The 18,232-nt window shown below is 65.0% G+C and carries 23 protein-coding genes; 13 read left to right on the forward strand and 10 right to left on the reverse strand.

Going from position 1 to position 18,232, the window contains the following annotated elements:
* The first annotated feature begins 27 nt into the window (after positions 1-27).
* Together ACZY0B_RS09855 and ACZY0B_RS09860 are read left to right on the forward strand one after the other, a co-directional pair.
* The gene (locus ACZY0B_RS09855; RefSeq protein WP_463763915.1) at positions 28-471 is read left to right on the forward strand and encodes an SRPBCC family protein; all 444 of its coding nucleotides are present in this window, start codon (positions 28-30) and stop codon (positions 469-471) included.
* A gap of 41 nt (positions 472-512) precedes the next feature.
* Positions 513-1,070, forward strand: a complete 558-nt coding sequence (locus tag ACZY0B_RS09860) for a YbhB/YbcL family Raf kinase inhibitor-like protein (protein WP_463763916.1) — start codon at positions 513-515, stop codon at positions 1,068-1,070.
* A 4-nt stretch (positions 1,071-1,074) separates the two neighbouring features.
* Here ACZY0B_RS09860 and ACZY0B_RS09865 read toward each other — a convergent pair whose 3' ends face one another.
* Positions 1,075-2,640, reverse strand: coding sequence for a phytoene desaturase family protein (locus tag ACZY0B_RS09865; protein ID WP_463763917.1), 1,566 nt, complete (start codon positions 2,638-2,640; stop codon positions 1,075-1,077).
* 112 nt (positions 2,641-2,752) lie between these two features.
* Here ACZY0B_RS09865 and ACZY0B_RS09870 point away from each other — a divergent pair, with 112 nt between their 5' ends.
* A complete protein-coding gene (locus ACZY0B_RS09870; protein WP_463763918.1) occupies positions 2,753-3,364 on the forward strand; it encodes a TetR/AcrR family transcriptional regulator in 612 nt (203 codons plus the stop codon).
* Here the strand turns inward: ACZY0B_RS09870 and ACZY0B_RS09875 are convergent.
* Both ACZY0B_RS09875 and ACZY0B_RS09880 read right to left on the reverse strand, forming a co-directional pair.
* Positions 3,361-3,912, reverse strand: a complete 552-nt coding sequence (locus tag ACZY0B_RS09875; RefSeq protein ID WP_463763919.1) for a TetR/AcrR family transcriptional regulator — start codon at positions 3,910-3,912, stop codon at positions 3,361-3,363. The two genes, ACZY0B_RS09870 and ACZY0B_RS09875, sit on opposite strands and share 4 nt — an antisense overlap.
* Positions 3,909-4,244 carry a DUF962 domain-containing protein gene (locus ACZY0B_RS09880; protein WP_463763920.1) on the reverse strand — a complete coding sequence of 112 codons (336 nt, stop codon included), beginning with the start codon at positions 4,242-4,244 and terminating at the stop codon, positions 3,909-3,911. The genes ACZY0B_RS09875 and ACZY0B_RS09880 overlap by 4 nt, the downstream gene beginning before the upstream one ends.
* Before the next feature lie 87 nt (positions 4,245-4,331).
* On the opposite strand from ACZY0B_RS09880, the gene ACZY0B_RS09885 reads away from it, so the two are divergent.
* Positions 4,332-5,192, forward strand: coding sequence for an alpha/beta fold hydrolase (locus tag ACZY0B_RS09885; RefSeq protein WP_463763921.1), 861 nt, complete (start codon positions 4,332-4,334; stop codon positions 5,190-5,192).
* Positions 5,193-5,206: 14 nt separating this feature from the next.
* On the opposite strand, the gene ACZY0B_RS09890 is transcribed toward ACZY0B_RS09885, so the two are convergent.
* Positions 5,207-6,082, reverse strand: coding sequence for a LysR family transcriptional regulator (locus ACZY0B_RS09890; RefSeq protein WP_463763922.1), 876 nt, complete (start codon positions 6,080-6,082; stop codon positions 5,207-5,209).
* 92 nt (positions 6,083-6,174) lie between these two features.
* Between ACZY0B_RS09890 and ACZY0B_RS09895 the strand changes: the two genes are divergently transcribed.
* Positions 6,175-6,567 carry a tautomerase family protein gene (locus tag ACZY0B_RS09895; RefSeq protein ID WP_463763923.1) on the forward strand — a complete coding sequence of 131 codons (393 nt, stop codon included), beginning with the start codon at positions 6,175-6,177 and terminating at the stop codon, positions 6,565-6,567.
* On the forward strand, positions 6,564-7,532 hold the full coding sequence (locus ACZY0B_RS09900) for an NAD(P)H-dependent flavin oxidoreductase (RefSeq protein WP_463763924.1): 969 nt from the start codon (positions 6,564-6,566) through the stop codon (positions 7,530-7,532). The genes ACZY0B_RS09895 and ACZY0B_RS09900 overlap by 4 nt, the downstream gene beginning before the upstream one ends.
* Before the next feature lie 3 nt (positions 7,533-7,535).
* On the opposite strand, the gene ACZY0B_RS09905 is transcribed toward ACZY0B_RS09900, so the two are convergent.
* The 3 genes from ACZY0B_RS09905 to ACZY0B_RS09915 are packed head-to-tail and all read right to left on the reverse strand — an operon-like array spanning position 7,536 to position 10,409.
* Positions 7,536-8,249, reverse strand: coding sequence for a hypothetical protein (locus ACZY0B_RS09905; RefSeq protein ID WP_463763925.1), 714 nt, complete (start codon positions 8,247-8,249; stop codon positions 7,536-7,538).
* Positions 8,250-8,257: 8 nt separating this feature from the next.
* Positions 8,258-9,712: a class I adenylate-forming enzyme family protein gene (locus tag ACZY0B_RS09910; protein WP_463763926.1), complete on the reverse strand. Its 1,455-nt coding sequence runs from the start codon at positions 9,710-9,712 to the stop codon at positions 8,258-8,260.
* A gap of 7 nt (positions 9,713-9,719) precedes the next feature.
* A complete protein-coding gene (locus ACZY0B_RS09915; protein WP_463764040.1) occupies positions 9,720-10,409 on the reverse strand; it encodes a hypothetical protein in 690 nt (229 codons plus the stop codon).
* Positions 10,410-10,602: 193 nt separating this feature from the next.
* On the opposite strand from ACZY0B_RS09915, the gene ACZY0B_RS09920 reads away from it, so the two are divergent.
* The 5 genes from ACZY0B_RS09920 to ACZY0B_RS09940 all read left to right on the forward strand — a co-directional run bounded on the left by ACZY0B_RS09920 (position 10,603) and on the right by ACZY0B_RS09940 (position 13,895).
* Positions 10,603-11,085 carry a carboxymuconolactone decarboxylase family protein gene (locus ACZY0B_RS09920; protein ID WP_463763927.1) on the forward strand — a complete coding sequence of 161 codons (483 nt, stop codon included), beginning with the start codon at positions 10,603-10,605 and terminating at the stop codon, positions 11,083-11,085.
* Positions 11,086-11,105: 20 nt separating this feature from the next.
* Positions 11,106-11,735, forward strand: coding sequence for a nitroreductase family protein (locus ACZY0B_RS09925; RefSeq protein ID WP_463763928.1), 630 nt, complete (start codon positions 11,106-11,108; stop codon positions 11,733-11,735).
* A complete protein-coding gene (locus ACZY0B_RS09930; protein ID WP_463763929.1) occupies positions 11,735-12,229 on the forward strand; it encodes an SRPBCC family protein in 495 nt (164 codons plus the stop codon). Before ACZY0B_RS09925 ends, ACZY0B_RS09930 begins: the two co-directional genes overlap by 1 nt.
* Before the next feature lie 72 nt (positions 12,230-12,301).
* Entirely contained in the window at positions 12,302-12,868 is a 567-nt protein-coding gene (locus tag ACZY0B_RS09935) for a hypothetical protein (RefSeq protein WP_463763930.1), read from the forward strand.
* Positions 12,869-12,929: 61 nt separating this feature from the next.
* Entirely contained in the window at positions 12,930-13,895 is a 966-nt protein-coding gene (locus tag ACZY0B_RS09940) for an FAD-dependent oxidoreductase (RefSeq protein WP_463763931.1), read from the forward strand.
* On the opposite strand, the gene ACZY0B_RS09945 is transcribed toward ACZY0B_RS09940, so the two are convergent.
* The gene (locus tag ACZY0B_RS09945) at positions 13,879-14,298 is read right to left on the reverse strand and encodes an anti-sigma factor antagonist (RefSeq protein ID WP_463763932.1); all 420 of its coding nucleotides are present in this window, start codon (positions 14,296-14,298) and stop codon (positions 13,879-13,881) included. The genes ACZY0B_RS09940 and ACZY0B_RS09945 overlap by 17 nt on opposite strands.
* Positions 14,299-14,550: 252 nt before the next feature.
* Between ACZY0B_RS09945 and ACZY0B_RS09950 the strand changes: the two genes are divergently transcribed.
* On the forward strand, positions 14,551-15,333 hold the full coding sequence (locus ACZY0B_RS09950; protein WP_463763933.1) for an enoyl-CoA hydratase/isomerase family protein: 783 nt from the start codon (positions 14,551-14,553) through the stop codon (positions 15,331-15,333).
* Positions 15,334-15,336: 3 nt separating this feature from the next.
* Here the strand turns inward: ACZY0B_RS09950 and ACZY0B_RS09955 are convergent, their stop codons facing one another.
* Together ACZY0B_RS09955 and ACZY0B_RS09960 are read right to left on the reverse strand one after the other, a co-directional pair.
* Positions 15,337-15,738, reverse strand: coding sequence for a phage holin family protein (locus tag ACZY0B_RS09955; RefSeq protein WP_463763934.1), 402 nt, complete (start codon positions 15,736-15,738; stop codon positions 15,337-15,339).
* A gap of 85 nt (positions 15,739-15,823) precedes the next feature.
* Positions 15,824-16,891 (reverse strand): amidohydrolase family protein, encoded by a 1,068-nt coding sequence (locus ACZY0B_RS09960; protein WP_463763935.1) that lies wholly within the window; start codon positions 16,889-16,891, stop codon positions 15,824-15,826.
* Between the two features lie 128 nt (positions 16,892-17,019).
* Here ACZY0B_RS09960 and ACZY0B_RS09965 point away from each other — a divergent pair, with 128 nt between their 5' ends.
* Positions 17,020-18,231 carry an MFS transporter gene (locus tag ACZY0B_RS09965; protein ID WP_463764041.1) on the forward strand — a complete coding sequence of 404 codons (1,212 nt, stop codon included), beginning with the start codon at positions 17,020-17,022 and terminating at the stop codon, positions 18,229-18,231.
* The last annotated feature ends 1 nt before the right edge of the window (position 18,232 follow it).

Here is an 18,232-nt window from a genome sequence, read left to right on the forward strand (position 1 = left end):
CGCTGCGGCGTCGGCTAGGTTCCCAGCATGGCTGTCTCCGATTCGCGTGAAATCGTCATCGAGGCGACCCCTGACGAGATCATGGAGGTGCTGTTCGATATCGAATCATTGCCCGAATGGTCGTCGGCCCATCAAACGGTCGAAGTCCTCGAGCGCGACGACCAGGGCCGTCCAACCAGATCCCGGCAGGTCGTCAAGATCGCCGGCATCAGCGAGGAACAGGTGCTCGCCTACTCGGTGCACGACGATGGGGTGAGCTGGACGCTGGTAAGCGCCAAACAGCAACGCGCACAAGATGCCCGGTACACGCTCATCCCTGACGGCGACGCCACCCGGCTGCGTTTTGAACTCTCGGTGGACCTCACCGTGCCGCTTCCCGGATTCCTGATCAAAAGAGGAACCAAGGGTCTTATGGACACCGCCACCGAGGGGCTACGCAAGCGCGTGCTCGAAGTCAAGAAGGGCGGCTAGACGGCTATCTTCTTTCGCGGCGGTTAGCGACACTGTTCGGTATGGAACCGACCGCGGCCAGCACACGTCGGCGAACGGGTTTGGCCATCGGCGGGCTGGCATTGGTGCTCGCGGCGGCCGGCTACGGCGGCGCCGGCAGCAGTCAAGCCGCACCCGCCGGTGCGCCACTGACGATCAGTAGTCCGGCGTTCGCCAACGGTGCGCCGATACCGGTGCAATACACCTGCAAGGGGGCCGGCGTCACGCCGCCGTTGACGTGGTCGGCACCGTTGGGGGCGGCACTCGTCGTCGACGATCCCGATGCCGTCAACGGGGTCTACGTCCACTGGATCGTCACCGGAATCCCGTTCGGATCCGGCAGCTCCGCAGCGGGCCAGACTCCCGGCGGCGGGACCACCCTGCCGAACACGTCAGGCCAGGCGGCGTACCAGAGCCCCTGTCCGCCGGCGGGCACCGGCACACACCACTACCGGTTTACCCTCTACCAGCTTCCCAACGACTACCAGCTGCCCGGCGGATTGGCCGGGGTGCAGGCCGCGCAGACGATTGCCGGCGCGGCCACGGCACAGGCGCAGCTGACCGGAACGTTCGGCGGCTGACCTGCTATCGGTCGTCCAGAATCTGGTAGGCCGCGTTGTAGCCGGGAGTAAACGTAATGCCCGGGCCGCCATGGCATCCCGCGCCGCCCAGGTAAAGACCGTCGATCGGAATCGGCATGTCGAGGAAGCCTTTCGGACCGGGACGGTTGGGACCCATCAAATCCGGGTGCAACAGACCGTGGCAGAAGTCTCCGGCTGGTGCGCCGAACATCGTGTTCATGTGGTACGGCGCAAACGTGATATGACGGATCACAATGTCTTTGAAGTTCGGCGCGAATTTGGAGATCTTGTCGATAACGCGCTGCGCCATCTCGTTTTTCAGGTGACCATGCTGGTCGCGGTTGGCTTCGACCGGGAAGGCGTATGCGTAAGCGCTGGCGGCATGCTTGCCGGGCGGCGCCATGCCGGGATCGTGCACTGACGGGATCTGCATGCCCATTGACGGATTATCCGGAACGAGGCCCTGCCGGCAGATCTCCCATTGCCGCTGTTGGGTTTCCGGTGACCCAAAAATCCCGACCGACTGTTGCATGCCCTCCTCGTTGAGGAACTCATAGGGTGGTGCGAATTCGGGCAGTCCGTCCAGCGCGAAATGAATCTGCACGAACGAGGCTCGGTGGTCACGGCCGGAGACACGTGAGACCAGTTCCGCGGGAACGTGTTCGGGTGCAATCAGCTCGGTGAGGGTGACATCGGGAGACAGGTTGGAGACCACGACCGGCGCCGAGATCGCCGAACCGTCCCGCAATCGCACGCCGGACACCTTGCCGTTCTCGACGAGGATCTGTTCGGCCTTGGTGCGGAAGCGGATCTCGCCGCCATGGGATACGAAAAGCTCGCGCAGGTGTTCGGTGAGTGCGCCGATGCCGCCCTTGAGCTTGGTCATCATCGCGGTACTGTCGTCGGGCACCGCAAGCGCGAACGCCAAACACGTGGCACTGCCCGGTGTGTACGGGCCGCGGTATGTCGAGTTGACCGCCAAAAATGCCAGCATTCCGCGCATTACGGCGTGTTTGTCCTTGTCCGGCAGGTAGCGGTCGATCACGTCCATCGCCGAGCCGAACAGCATTTCGTGAATCGCACGGCGTTCGGCGTCGTTGGTTGCGCAGGCGTACATCTGATCGAGAGTCTTGGGTGGCTGGCGCACGTCGAAGCGCCCGAGCGCCCGCGCGGGAGCCTGGCTCCAGCCGATCAGTTCGGCCATGCCGGTGACGGCCTCGATGCCGTGCTTCTCGCTCAAATGCGTCATCAGCTGCATCGGGTCGCGATAGAAGACCATCGGTTCTTCACCGTTTTCGCCGATGTTGGTCGACATGACTTCGGGCTCTACCGCGGGCAGCGTGTCGAGGCCGAGGTCCTTGGTGAGTTGGCTTGCCATCGGGAACTGCACCGAACCGGCGATCTCGTAACGGAAACCGTCGATCAATTCCACCGTTGCCGCCATGCCGCCCGCGTAGGTATTGGCTTCCAGGCAGACGGTCCGTAGCCCGGCGCGCTGCAGAATCGCCGCGGCGGTCAGCCCGTTGTGCCCGGCACCCACCACGATTGCGTCGTATTCCGTCTTGCTCATCGTGCCGGCCCTGCCCTCCGTCGGTGGTCTGCGCGTGACAAGAATATGTCAGTACTGACACAATTGGAAGATGTCAGTGCTGACGCGAGCGGTGAGATACGATCGGCCTGAGATGACTGCGCTAGCCGGTAAGCCGACCAACCGCCACGAGCTGCGCCGACGATCAACGCACGAGGCACTGCGCCAAGCCGCATTAAAGAGCTTCGCCCGCAAAGGGTTTGCGAACGTAACTGTCACAGAGCTGGCGCGCGAGGCCGGCGTCACGGAACGCACCTTCTTCCGGCACTTCCCGACCAAGGAGTCGGTGCTGTTCGCCGACTACGAGACGCAGCTTGAATGGCTGGCCGAAGCCCTCGCGCAACGGCCGGCCTCCGAGTCGCTCTTCGATGCGGTGCTGGCCAGCGTCGCGGCGTTTCCACACGACCTCGAAGTCGTCCGCCAGGCCGCGACCGCCCGCACCGAGTTGATCAGTGCGGAACGCATCGCCGGTCATTTGCGGGTGGTGCAATCCTCGTTCGCTGCGGTGCTGACCGATTTCATCAGAATCCGCAATCCGGACGCGCCGAATCTCGATCTGGCCGCCGAGGTTGCGGGCTCTGCCGTGGCGGCGGCTCTCGTGGCGGCAGTGCAGCATTGGGGCCACAACGGCTGCATCGACGATCTTGGTGAGCTGGTGATCGCGAGTCTGGATTTGGTCCGCTCCGGCTTGGCGCCGCTGGCCTAACCCACGGTAGGCGTTCGAGATGCGAGCCGAAGCAAACCTCGGCGCAACTCGTCGTCGCGCTGCCTGGCATCGAGTTCGACAAGGGCGATTTCGGCGACCGCCGCGACGAGCAGCGCCGCGATCGGCTCCGGCGATACCCAGCCGAGCGCCTCCAGGTCGGGCATCATCAGGGTCGCCGCGTCGTGGTTGCGCGCCGCGACCAAATCGGTCAACCCGGCCTCGGTGCGGGACTGAACCAGCAATGCCTTGGTGGCCGGTTCGGCCAAACACCCATCGAGATAGGCGTTCATCGCCGCCTCGAGCCGATCGTGTCCGGGTGGCCGATCTGCCATAGCGGCGCCGATTGATTCCACGAGCTCGTCGTGGAATCGGACATGTAATGCCCGCACGTACTCGGCGCGGCTGGGCCAGTGCTGGTAGAAGCTCCCCTTCGCCATGCCGGCCTCGGCGACAATCGCATTCACCGAGATCCTGGCCAAGTCGGCGGTTCCCAATAGGCGCTGTCCGGCGTCCAGCAGCGCATTGCGGCCGGGCTCAGGGGATCTCACCGCAGTGCCGCCTTGCGCTGGCTGCGCCGTGCCAGCATTTCGCCGTACTGCTCGCAGACATCGATTACCCCGGTGAGTTGATACGTGATCCACCCCTTGTGGGTCGACGGCAGGTTCTTCTCGAACAGTCGGTGACCGAGGATCTGAATGGTCCATCCGCCGATGAACATCGGGGCGCCGACCTTTGGCTTGGCGAACATCAGGGGCAGGCCGGCCGCGATGATCGGAATGCCGACGAGATGAGTCGTCCTGACCCCCTTCGACGTGTGTTGCGTGCGGTAGTAGGCCATTTTGTCCGCAAACGGCGCTTCGGGCGGTGGGACTTGTCGCATCTCGATTCCGTCCTTGTCATGACGTTCCTATAGATGTATCGTACGGCATGACCGACCAGTCGGTCAACGCATCCGAGAGGAACTTCCATGCCGACTATCCACACCAGGGCAGGCCAGGTTGCCTATAACGAAATTGGCAGTGGCCCAACGGTGCTACTACTGCACGCAACCCTGCACGACCGCCGTGACTTCGACCCGATCCTCGAGACGCTGGCCCGCCACTATCGCGTCATCGCCGTGGACTGGCCGGGGCACGGGGACTCCGATCCCGTCGACCCCGCCGTCGAGCCCAGTGCCCCACTCTTCGCCGACGTACTCGAAGATGTCGTCGACGGCCTGGGCGTGACAAAGGCTGTGCTGATCGGAAATTCGGTCGGCGGGTTTGCCGCCGCGCGGTTGGCGATCAACCGGCCCGAGTGCGTCGCGGGACTGGTCCTGGTCAACACCGGCGGGTTCGTGCCGTTGGGCCCGGCGACGCGCGCCTTCTGCCGGGTCATTGGCTCGCGGGCCTTTGTCCGGCTTGGTGCGCCGGCGTTCATCCGGGGCTACATGAAGGCCAAGACCGACAACGACCGCGAGATCGTTGCGCGTGCCATCGCTGCGACGAAAACAGCCGAGGGCATCCGGACCGAAACGGGGCTGTGGCGAAGCTTTGCGACACCCGAGCATGATTTGCGAAGCCGTGCCGCGGAATTGACGGCGCCCACGCTCATCGTGTGGGGCACGAAAGACATCGCGATACCGCTGCGCGCCGGGCGGGCGACGCATGACGCCATCCGCGGCTCCCGGCTTGAGGTCTTGGACACCGGACACGTGGCATTCTCCTCGGATCCGCAGGGCTTCCTGGCAATTGCCGAGCCGTTTCTGCGGCGTGTCAGTAGTCGAGCGTGCACCGTAGGTGACGACACGCCGCCGGGCCCCACCGTGGACGCACACCGAAAGCCGTGAGCGCACAACCGATATCAGGTGCCGCACGCTGCCGCGGTAGCCACTGCCGCCTCGACGAAGCGGCGCAGCTCGGCATTGCGAGCGCGCGGTAGAAAAGCCAGGGCGACCGGACTTTGGGGTGCCCCCCGCAGCGGGATGAACCGCACACCGGGGTGAATGTTGCGCCTGACGGCGACGTCCGGGATCACGCCGATGCCGCGATCGGCGGCCACGGACTCGATCCACTCGTCGAAATTCGATGTCTCCACCACTGTTTCGGGGCCCTCGCCCGCCGGCCAGGACCACGGCCCGGTGGTTCCACTGGCGACGTTGACCACCAGCGGCCATAGTGGGACCTCGGCCCAGTCCAACTCCTCCCGGTCTGCCAGGCGGGAGTGCACAGAACACACCGCCACGCGTGATTCGTTGAACAAGTGCACGACCCGCACGGCGGTCGACGTCACCTGGCCGCGTACCACGGCGATGTTGACCCGCCCCTGCTGCACCGCGGCCAGCGCGTCGTCGGCGCGGATCAAACTGACCGTCGTCCCGGTGGCCCGCTCAAACCGGGCGACGGTGTCCTGCGCCCACGGGTCGGGCAACAACCAACTGAACCCGAGGCGAATACTCGCCTGGCGCCGTACGGCGTCCACGCCGCGTCCGAGTTCGGCAAGCACTCTTTCGACGTGGCCGAAGAACGTTCGTCCGGCGTGCGTCATCTCAACGTGCCGCGAGCTGCGATCGAGAAGGGTGACCCCGAGCGCATCTTCCAACTGCTGGATAGTGCGGCTCAGCGCGGGCTGGGTGATCGTGAGTTCATCGGCCGCATGGGTAAACGATCGCAGTCGCGCCACCGCTTCGAACGCCCGCAGGTGACGCAATTCGACTCGGCCGCCGTCCATCACGCCCATGCCTGCCAAGCATAGATGCTTGACGACAGGCATTTCACAGCGGCTTCCCGCGGTCCTAACGTCGTAACCGAGGCAGATCAGAGGAGAAGAAAATGCCGCTTGTGTACATCGACCTCATCGAGGGGCGCACGCCGTCGGAGGTTCGGGCGTTGCTGGACGCCGTTCATGATGCCGTAGTCGAAGCGTTCGGGGTGCCGCCGCGCGACCGCTATCAGGTGGTGCATGCCCATCCCGACCACGAAATCGTGGCCTGGGATACCGGCCTGGGTATCGATCGTTCGGCACGGCTGGTGGTGGTCCACGTGGTGAGCAGGCGGCGCGCCCGCACAATGAAGGAGCGGTTCTACGGGCTGCTGGCGTCGAATCTATCCGAACGGTGTGGGCTCGATCCGGCCGATCTGATCGTGTCGATCACCGAAAACGAGGACGACGATTGGTCTTTCGGTTACGGCCGGGCGCAGTTCCTCACCGGAGAGCTCAAGTGAATACCGCGCTGTCCAGCCGTCTCACCGAGTTCTTCGGCATCGAACATCCGATCCTGCTCGCGCCGATGGCCATGGTTTCCGGGGGACGGCTCGCGGCCGCGGTGACATCCGCTGGCGGCCTTGGTCTGATCGGCGGTGGGTACGGCGACGCCGACTGGCTCCGGCGTGAATTCGACGAAGCCGATCGCGCGAAGGTTGGCTGCGGGTTCATCACGTGGAGCCTGGCCCGAAAGCCCGAGTTACTCGACCAGGTCCTCGAGCGGCAACCCGCCGCAATTATGTTGTCGTTCGGGGATATTCGGCCGTTCGCCGGACGTCTTCACGCGGCGGGTGTTCCGCTGATCGCCCAAGTGCAGAACCTGGACCATGCGCGCCAGGCGGTGGCGGCCGGTGCGGAGATCATCGTGGCGCAGGGCGGTGAGGCAGGGGGCCACGGCATGACCGTCCGGTCCACTTTCACGCTGGTGCCCGAGGTCGTCGACCTTGTCGCCGCACGCTCCCCGGAAACGCTGGTGGTGGCCGCCGGCGGCGTCGCCGACGGCCGTGGGCTTGCGGCGGCGTTGGCACTCGGCGCCGACGGTGCGCTGGTCGGCACTCGGCTGTGGGCCAGCGCGGAGGCGTTGGTGTCGCCGCGGGCCCATCAGCGGGCCATCCCGGTCAGCGGCGACGAGACCTTCCGAACACGCGTGTACGACGTTGTAAGACAGCTCGATTGGCCTCCCGACTACAACGCGCGAGCGCTGGGCAACGCCTTCCTAGACACCTGGCATGGCAACGAGGACCAGCTGTCGGCGGCCTTGCCCGAGGCGGTGGATACGTTCGAAAAGGCTCTGGCCGCAGAGGATTTCGATGCAGCCGCGATACTTGTCGGCGAGGCGATAGGACTCGTCCGCGACATTCGACCGGCTGCCGGCATCGTGCGCGACATGGCGAGCGACGCCGCCCGGATCCTGGGCCGGGCGTGACGCTCAGTACAGGGGCGACCAGTCCGACGTCCGCAGCAACCGACTCTCCCACTGATCGCGATACTTGAGGGCTTCGAACATGTAACTGCCCGGTGCCCGGTACTCGGGCGGCACCTCCTTGGTCAGCAGATGGACGAGTGCCGCGTAGTCGTTGGAGTCGTCAATCTTCTGCCACAGCATGGCTTCTCGTCGTTGATAGCTTCCGTGCGCGACTTGGAAACAGGCCTGGATGTCCAGTATCCGCATTCGCGCCGGCGCCTGGGACAGCGGCCGATAGTAGATGTCGTTCCAGGAGCGGATGTAGTCATCGAGCGGCGCGGAAGGCCAGCCGGTGTCTTCCATGAAGAGGCTCAGTGGGTGTGTCCCAGCGTCGGTGGGCACGGTCGCCAGATCGACCGACTGCAATGGGGACCATGCCACCGGCAGCAGGAGCTTGCCCGTCACCTCGTGGCGTAGGTTGTCCAGTTCGCGCATCCAAGGCTGCAGATCGCCCCGCTGGGCGCGTCGCGCGAGACTTTCCCAGGACGCGCCATCGGCAATGCCCGTGATCGTGACCACGGTGTAGGAGGGCCCGGTGCCGTGTGTGTGGTTGGTGTACCAGAGCAGCCGGGCATTGTCTTCGATGGCCAGTGTGGGCATCCACCCCTCGCGGTAGGCAGCCTCGAATTCGTCGTGCCGCATGCCCACCACTTTGTGGGTCTCGTGCAGGAATAGCACTTGGGCTCCTAAGCTCGGGCGTCATCGGCGATCAGCGTGGCGAGCTGATCGCGATTGACCTTTCCGGTCGCGCTGTAGGGGATGTTGTCGACGATCGCCAATCGCTCCGGAAGCTTGAAGTACGCGATCGACTCGCGACAGTGAGCTCGCAACTCGTCGAGTGTCACCGGAGCGCCAACCACCACGGCGGCACCGACTCGTTGGCCCAACTCGTCGTCGGCGATCCCGGCGACCGCGACGTCACGGACTGCCGGATGTGAACGCAACGCTTCCTCGACCTCGATCGGTCCGAATTTCTCTCCCCCGCGATTGATTGTGTCCTTCAGTCGGCCGCTAGGGAAGATGTAGCCGTCGCCATCTTGGCGGGCTAGGTCACCGGTGCGCAGCCAGCCTTCGGTGACGTTCTGGGTCGTGTTCACCCACAACTCGCCGACCGCTCCGGCGTCGACGTTGTTGCCGGTGTCGGGGTCTACGATTCGCACTTCGACTCCGGGTAGCGGCCGGCCGACGGAGCCGGCGCGCGCGGGATCGCGGTGATCGTCTGGCATCAAAGTCGTGTAAGCGCCCAGGGTTTCGGTCTGACCGAATACGTTGGCCAACGCCACGTGCGGCAGCGCGGTCATGGCCCTGCGCACCAGACTCAGCGGCGCGGCCGCGGCCCCGTACGCAATGGCGATCAGAGACGACAGATCGGTGCCGGCGAAGTCGGGATGGTCGAGGATCCGCTGCAACATCGTCGGCACCATGAATGTGGTGCTGACGCGGTGCTCTGACACCAGGCGCAGCCATTCGCCGGCGTCGAACCGCTGCTGTATCACCGTGGTGTTGCCCGAATACAAGCTGCCGAGGACCCCCAGCGCGCCGCCGACATGGAACAGGGGGACGGTCAGCATGCTCACCGAGGGCTTCGCGCCGGCCCGGAAGGGTCGCGACATTCCGGTGATGCGCCTTGCGAGCTGACCTCCGGTGATGCTGACGGTCTTTGGGAGTCCCGTTGTGCCGCTGGTGAACAGGATCAACGCGTCGCGGTCGTCGGCGGCATCGGGATCCTCGTCGACGGCGGGTGACCCGGGTTGGCCAGCGAGATCGTCGAGCGTCAACACCGTGGGGGCACCCGCTGCCCGGACCCGGTCGACGTACTGCTCCCCCGCGACAGCCACATCGGCGCAGGCGGCATTCTTGCGCAGGCCTTGCAACTCCAGCGGCGTCAGCGCGGGGTTCATCAGCGCGGGCGCGGCGCCGATGCGCGCCGCGCCGAGTAAGGCGGCAATCGACAGCAGACTGCCACCATCGACGACGGCGATGCGCTGTCCGGGCGTGACGCCGTGCGCGGCCAGGCCCGTCGCGCACTGGCGTACTGCCGTGCCCAGCTCGCAATAACTGACGGTGCGCCCGCCGACGATGAGCGCGGGCCGGGCGGGATCGCCGCTGGCGGCGGCGTCATGGATCGTCCCGGTGTTCATGCGCGGCTTAATACAGGGGTGACCACTCGGAGGTGCGCAGCAACCGGCTGCTCCACTGATCGCGCAGGTCCAGGGCGTCGTACATCCAGGTGCCCGGCGCGCGGTATTCGGCGGGAATATGGCTGCGGAGCAGGTCGAGCAGCGCGTCCGGCCGGCTGATGCGCTGCATCAGGATCACCTCGCGCCGCACATGGCTGCCGAGTGCCGGCTGGAATGCCGCGTGCATCGTCAGCATTGAGGCTGGCTCCTCAAGACTCCTCGCGTACACCTCACCGCAACGGACGATGTATTCCTCGAACTTGTCCTCGTAGGGCCACATGGTGTCTTCCATATAGAGCGTCATCTCGTGCTCTCGCCCGTCGACCGGCACCTCGTCGAACTGCACGTCGCCCAGCGGTGACCACGGCAGCGGCATCAGCAGCTTGGCGTCCACCTCGTGGCGGAGCTCATCGAGGCCACGCATCCACTCCTGAAGGTCGCCCTTCTGCACCCGCAAGGTCAGCCGCTCCCACGCCGCTCCGTCGCGAACGGCGGTCACGGTGACGACGGTGTACGCGGGGCCGCTGCCATGCGCCTGGTTGGCGTACCACAGCAACCGAGCGTCGTCACCGCGCGCGAGTATCGGCATCCAGCCGTCGCGAAACGCCGCCTCGAAGTCGTCTTCCTTGCGGCCGCGCACCGTGTGTAGTTCGTGCATGAACAGCACGCACAGACCTCCAATTCGCGGCGTTGGGTAGCAAGGCCGCTCAACGGACGGTAAACCCCGGCCGCATTGCGCGTCCAGGCCGGGTTAGTCATATGCGCAATTAGGCCCGGTCCGTGACCTAGACAGCCGAGTTGAGAATCTGGTTTGCTCAAGTCGGTATCGTCCTTACCGGGCAGGAGTTCCCATGGCAAGGCTCGACGTGCCCGACGGCCCCGGTGGAGAAGCCGCCATGATTTGGTCGCTGCGTCCGCAGCTCGGCGGCATGGTCGAACGCATGATCCGCGGCGCGTATCAGCAGAGCATCCTGCCGGCCGACGAGCGTGAGCTGGCCAGAATGCGAATCGCGCAGATCAACGACTGCGTCGCCTGCTCGGGTTTTCGCGCCCAGTCGGTGCTCGACGCCGACGTGGCACCAGAGCTGTACGACAACGTCGCCGCGTATGCCAGCTACCCCGGCTACACGCAGCGCCAGCGCCTTGCCATCGAGTACGCCGAGCGCTTCGCCAACGACCATGCGTCCATGGATGACGTGTTCTTCCAACGACTTCGAGAGTCGTTCTCCGACGAGGAGATTCTGGATCTCACGTTATGCGTCGCGGTGTTCCTCGGCCTGGGGCGCTCCCTGACCGTGCTGGGCGTCGACCAATCCTGCGCCATCGACCTCTAGCCAAGCATCGGAAGGAACCAATGGACCTCGCGACCGTCGACGAACTGCTGAGCACCACACGGTCGGTGCGCAAACGCCTCGACCTGAGCCGGCCGGTCAGCCGCGACGTGATTCTGGAGTGCATCCAGCTGGCGATGCAAGCGCCCACGGCGAGCAATACGCAGGACTGGCGTTGGCTGGTGATCACCGACGCGGACAAGCGCGCGGCCATCGCCGAGATCTACCGCAGTATCGGTGCGCAGTACCTGGCGTACGCGGTTGACAACGCGACGGACCCGCAGACGCAACGGGTGTACCAGAGCGCGATGAGCCTGACCGAAACGCTTGGGCAGGTTCCGGTGCACGTCATTCCCTGCCTCAACCAGCGCATCGACACCGCGGAACCGGGTATCGCCGCGGCGGCGTGGGCATCGATCATCCCGGCGGGCTGGAGCTTTCTGCTGGCGCTTCGCTCGCGTGGCCTGGGATCGGTGTGGACGACAATGCATCTGTTCAAGGAGCGGGAGGTGGCCGAGCTGCTCGGTATCCCACCCACGGTCACGCAGGCCGCGCTGTTCCCCGTCGCCTACACGATCGGCACCGACTTCCGGCCGGCCACGCGGCCGCCCGCGGAGACCATCACGTTCTGGGACGGCTGGGGAGAAACCTGATGCAGTCCTACACCGTGCGATTCCACGTCGACGCGCCGCCGCGGAAAGTGTGGCGGGTGCTGCATCCGCCGGCGCCGCCGAATGTCCCGCGCCCGCGGGTGCTCGAGTGGCCGGGCGGCAGCATGGAAATCCTGAACGAGGGCAACGAAGCCGGTGAAGGCCTGGTCCGCACCTGCGTCTTCGAAGTGCCCAAGTATCTGCTGACCCGCGGCAGGGCGCGGTCGTGGGAAACCGTGACCGAGGCCGAGCTCAACAAGCTGTCCCGGTACATCGCGGTCGGTGCGCCGCTGTGGTCTCGCGCCGAGGGCTACCACCAATTGGAGGAGCAGTCGGACGGCACCACCGTGCTGACCTTCCACGAGACGTACCACGCCTACAACCCGGTGCTGCGCTTCTTCCTGGAACGTCCGGTGCACGCGAAGATTTCGCGGGACAACCTCGCGGTCTATGAGCACGCACTCGGATACGCCGGCACAGTGCGGCGGCTGGCCTAGGCGTTGCGAAGCTGCTCGGCTGATTTCACAACGAGGTGAATTCGGTTCTCGACCCCGGTACCCTCGATTTCTATGGGTGGAGTTCCTACTGCGGCAAGGTTGGCTGCTGCGAGTCTGATGGTCGCGGGCTGGGCCGCGTCCACGGTCGTTGCCAGCGCCGATCCGGACGACACACGGGGACCGGCACCCGGGCCGGCACCAGGGCAATCGGCGCCGCCATCGCCGGCGGCGTCATCTGCGCCGGCAGCGTCGCCGTCGGCATCACCGGCACCGGCGCCGCCGGGAGCGCCGAAGACGGTCATGGACAAAGACGGCCTCTACGCAGTGGGCACCGACATCGTGCCCGGCATCTACAGCAGTGGCGGTCCCATCGGCAACGGCACCTGCTACTGGAAGCGCACGTCCAATCCTGACGGCGCCCTGATCGACAACTCGCTCAGCAAAAAGCCGCAGGTCGTCAAGATCGACCCCACGGACAAAGCGTTCAAGACGGACGGCTGCCAGCCCTGGCAGCTGACCCCGGACGCCAGCCCGCCCCCAGACGTCGCCGGGCCGGTCGCAGGCGCCCAGGTACAGGGCATCATCGGCACTCTCAACGGCCTGCTTGCGCCGAACGGACAGCGCGTACCCGGCACCTGATCGGAGGATGACGGCGACCAGCCGTGATCTCCGATCGCCCCGTTTTGGATAGCGTGGCGTCGTGGCCAGTACGCAACAGATCATCGTCGTCGGTGCCGGAGTCAGTGGACTGACGTCGGCGCTGTGTCTGGCCGAAGCGGGGTGGCAGGTGCGGGTGTGGACCGCCGCCCTGCCACAGCAGACGACCTCGGTGATTGCCGGTGCGGTGTGGCTCCCGCCACGGCCAGCCGAACGCGCTACCGAAACACTGGCGTGGACCGAATATTCGCTCGCGGTGTTTCGCGAACTGGCCACCGATCCCGACACCGGCGTGCAAATGGCGCCGGCGATCAGCGTCGGCGAATTGACCGCGACCGAGGCGATGTCGTCCGCGGCGCAGCTCATCCCCGAGCTGCGGCCGGCCGAGCAGGCCGAGCTGCCGGAGGGCTTCGAGGTCGGGTTTCGCGCGACCGTGCCGATGATCGACATGCCGCAGTACCTCGACTATCTGACGCAGCGACTTGCCGCGGCCGGCTGCGAGATCGAAGAACACCGAGTGCAGTCACTGGCCGAAGCCGCCGACGCCGCACCGATCGTGATCAACTGTTCCGGTCTCGGCGCAGGGGCGTTGGTCCGCGACGACACGGTGCGGCCCCTGTTCGGCCAGCATGTTGTCCTCGCCAATCCTGGTCTGCGGCAACTGTTTCTAGAGATCAACAATGGTCCGGAGTGGGTCTGCTACTTTCCGCACCCGCAGCGCGTGGTGTGCGGCGGGATCAGCATCCCCGATCGCTGGGACACCACTGCGGAGCCCGAGATCACCGACCGCATCCTGGCGCGTTGTCGCCGGATCGAGCCGAGACTTGGCGATGCTGAGGTTATCGAGACGATTACCGGGCTGCGTCCCGATCGTCCCTCGGTGCGATTGGAAGCCGAGCCGCTCGGGCGGGCACGTTGCATCCACAACTACGGCCACGGCGGCAACGGTGTGACGCTGTCCTGGGGTTGTGCGCGCGAGGTAGTCCGCCTGGTCAGCCGTGATCGCTGACCGGAGAAAGCGCTGTCTCCACGGTCGCGTATGTCGGCAGCAGCGGACGCAGTCCGCAGACGGCAATGGTTCGGGCCACGATGGGTTGGCAAGTGACCAGCCGTAGCGTGACGCCGCGATCGCGACACTGCGTCGCCTCGTGCGCCAGCGCCGCATAACCGCACGAGCCCATGAAATCGAGGTCGCAGACGTCGATTACGAGCGGGCCGGGAGCGACGGTTTCCGCGGCGCCGCGGCTCAGCACGTCCTGCCAGGCGGTCTCGTTGCTGGCGTCGATGTCACCGCCGACGTGGACGACTACCGAGGAACCGGTGCGCTCGATAACCGTGCGCAGGCCGCTTGGCGCGTGGTCAAGATACGACCCGTTGTGGGTTCGTGAGAATCCAATTGCGGCAGTGTCCATCTTCGCGACATCCCGTCGTCGTGGGTAGGTATCGGGCGACGCCGTCCTTTTCCCGATAAGGTCGGCAGGGTTGTCGTCAAACCGACCCCCGTCGGTTTTCACGTCGTTGCTAAGCATATGTGCAATTGAAATTTGCCGATGTGAATTGCGCAAATCGCTCGGTTTCCCTGCTCAGGCTCACGGCCGAAGGTCACTGAAAGCCTTACTATTTCAGTAACGGTAGCAACGACGAACCGAAACGGTGGCGCACCAGTGAGCATCGATTACGCGCTTAATACTCACATTGTCACCATTACGATCAACCGCCCCGAGACGCGCAACTCGCTGGATATGGAACATTTCCGCGATCTGGCGCACGCATGGGCCGACTTCCGTGACGACGACGGCGCGTGGGTTGCCGTCGTCACCGGCGTCGGGCGCGATTTCTGCACCGGGGCGGATCTGAAGAAATTCATTCCGGAACTGACCGGCGACCTTCCCAAACCCGAGGGATGGGACGCGCTTGATGCCATCCACGCCGTGCTCCATCGGTTCCCGGTGTACAAGCCGATCATTGCCGCGGTGAACGGCACCTGCGTCGCGGGCGGCTTTGAAATGTTGGGCTGCACCGACATTCGCGTCGCCGTGCCCGAAGCACGGTTCGCGGTGATGGAGCCCAAGCGCGGGCTTTTCGCCGGCGGCGGCAGCACGGTGCGGCTGCCGCGCCAGATTCCCTACGCCCTGGCGATGGAGCTGCTACTGACCGCCGACATGGTGGACGCGCAACGAGCGCTGGCCATGGGGCTGCTGAACCAGGTGGTGCCGGCTGACCGGCTGATGGACACGGCGTACGACTATGCGGAGCGCATCGCGGCCAACGCGCCGCTCGCGGTGTTCGCGACCAAACAGTCTGCGGTCGAAGGGCTGACACTCGACCTGGAGGCGGCCTACGACAACGAGACCCGGCACAGTGACCGGGTTTTCGAGACCGAGGACGCCAAGGAAGGCCCGCGGGCCTTCGCCGAGAAACGACCACCGCGGTGGCAGGCGCGCTGAGAATCAGGCTCGAGTGTGACGGTCGACGTCGCGGATCACCAGGGACAGCAGCCAGCTCACGATCGACAACAGGATTGCGGCCCAGATCGCCGTCCACCAAAAGTGGTCGATCGCCAGCCCCCAGTGCGTCGTGTGTTCGGTGATCCGTGCGGTGAGCCAAAGCATCAACGCGTTGACGACGATATGGAAGAGCCCGAGAGTCACGATGTACAGCGGGATCGACAAGAACTGAACGATCGGTTTGATGAATGCGTTGACCAGACCGAAGATCACGGCGACGACGAAGATGATGCCGACTCTCTCCAACGGCGTGTTACCGCCGACGAAGCTCAGCCCGTGAACGAAGTGGGTGACGATCCATAAGGCAAAACCCGTCAATGTGGCGCGAAGCAGAAAAGGACCCATGCCGGGAGATCCTGCCACCGAGCGTCGCCGTCGGGACCGAATTGAAGGCCGGGCAGCCCCATTCGCCTCCGCGGTGCCCCGCGACTCAGTTCAGCGCGTAGAAGCGCTGGGCGTTGCGCCCGCCGATCTTTTCGCGCGCTTCTTCGCTGATGTCCGGGCGGGTTCGCAGGTGCTTGGTGCTCTCCGGCCACTCGCCGTCCCAGTGCGGGTAGTCACTGGCGAACATGATGAAGTCGGCGCCTAGCACGTCGATGACACCGGGCAAGATCGGTTCTTCGGGCTCACACGTCACCCAGATGTTGCCCGCGGACAGATACTCGTGCGGATCGCGCCGCCAGCCGCCCTCGACCCAATCCCCTCGCTTCTCGTAATGCTCGTGCAGGCGGTCCATGAAGAACGGGACCCAGCCGGCGCCGGCTTCGAGGAAGGCGACCCGCAACTGCGGATGGCGTTCGAATACGCCGCCGGAGACCATCGCGGTCATCGCGGTCATCTGGTCGAACGGGAAGCTGATGCAGTGCACCTGGATGTAATTGGTGAAACGGTCCACGCCGATCTTCGGCAGATGGATTCCGGGCGCGCCGTGAACGCCGAGCGGCATCGCAAGGTCTACTGCGGCGGCGTAGAACGGGTCGAGATCGGGGTGGTCCAGGTTGCGGGTCTTGAGCGCCGGCGGGACCAGAGTCGCGACCAACCCGAGTTCTTTGGCCTCGGTCATGACGTCGATGGCCAGTTGCCCGTGTTCGATCGGTGTCACCGCCACGCCGCGCAACCGGCCGCCCGACGAGGAGCAGTAATCCGCGATCCATTGGTTGTAGAGCCGCGCGAATCCCGCGGCGAACTCCGGGTCTTCGAGGCTGGGCGCGCATAGCCCGAGGCTCGGGTACAGCACCATCGTGTCAATGTGATCGCGGTCGGCGTCACCCAGCACGCCATCGGGCGACGAGCAGTTGATGTTGGGCGACTTGCTGATTCCGTGCTCGGGCGGACAACCCGCACCCGGGCCGCGGTCCTCCGGGTAATTGCGGCCCTCGATCATCAACCGGAGGCGTCTGTCTGTGCTGGGCTTGACGTGATCGGGCCAGCGTTTGATCGCTTCGACCGCCAGCGAGGAGTTCTCGGCGACGTGTCCATCGGCATCGATGATTCGCATGTATCGGGAACTTACTCTCGCTGTTTTCAGTGTGGAACCGGCTCGCGCCAACGCGCTGCGTGCGCCAGGATGCTGTGGTGGCACGAGAAAAGATCAACGCCGATCAGCGAAACTCGTTCATTGCGGCAATGCTCGGCTGGACGATGGACGCCTTCGATTACTTCATCGTGGTGTTCGTCTACGCCGATATCGCGAAGACTTTTCACCACAGCAAGGCCGAGGTCGCGTTCATCACGACGGCGACCCTGGCGATGCGCCCCGTAGGCGCCTTGCTGTTCGGTCTCTGGGCCGACCGGGTCGGTCGACGCACGCCGCTGATGGTGGACGTGGTCTTCTACTCGGTCGTCGGCTTCCTGTGCGCATTCGCGCCTAACTTCACCGTCCTGGTGATCTTGCGGCTGCTGTATGGCCTTGGCATGGGCGGGGAATGGGGACTGGGCGCCGCGCTCGCGATGGAGAAGGTCCCCGTCGAACGGCGCGGCTTTTTCTCCGGGCTGCTCCAAGAGGGCTACGCATTCGGTTATCTGCTCGCGAGTGTGGGGTCGCTGGTGGTGATGGACTGGCTGGGGCTGTCGTGGCGCTGGCTGTTCGGTCTGTCGATCATTCCCGCACTGATCAGCCTGATCATCCGCTACCGGGTGCAGGAATCCGAGGTCTGGGAAGCCGCCCAGGACCAGATGAAGCTCACCAACACCAAAGTCACCGACGTGCTGCGCGACGGCAAGATCGTTCGCCGGTTCATCTACCTGGTGCTGCTGATGACCGCCTTCAACTGGATGAGCCACGGCACTCAGGACGTCTATCCGACTTTCCTGGGGTCGACGGCCAACCACGGTGCCGGACTGTCCAGCGTGACGGTCAAATGGATCGTGGTGGTCTACAACATCGGCGCCATTATGGGCGGGCTGTTCTTCGGCACTCTCTCGCAACGGATCAGTCGCCGCTACACGGTGATCTTCTGCGCGATCTTGGGGCTACCGATCGTCCCGCTGTTCGCCTTCTCGCGGACCGCGGCGATGCTGTGCCTCGGCTCGTTCTTGATGCAGGTCTGCGTGCAGGGAGCCTGGGGTGTGATACCCGCGCACCTGACCGAGTTGTCGCCGGACGCCATTCGCGGCCTCTACCCCGGCGTGACCTATCAGCTCGGCAATCTGCTCGCCGCGTTCAACCTGCCCATCCAGGAACGCCTGGCGGAGACGCACGGCTATCCGTTTGCGCTGACCGTCACGATCGTGCCGGTGTTATGCGCGGTGGCGTTTCTGACGCTCATCGGCAAAGATGCGACCGGAATCCGCTTCGGCACCACCGAAAGTGCTTTTCTCCCAACGGAAGTGAAGTGAC

It is taken from the genome of Mycobacterium sp. IDUB_19 (assembly GCF_055419445.1).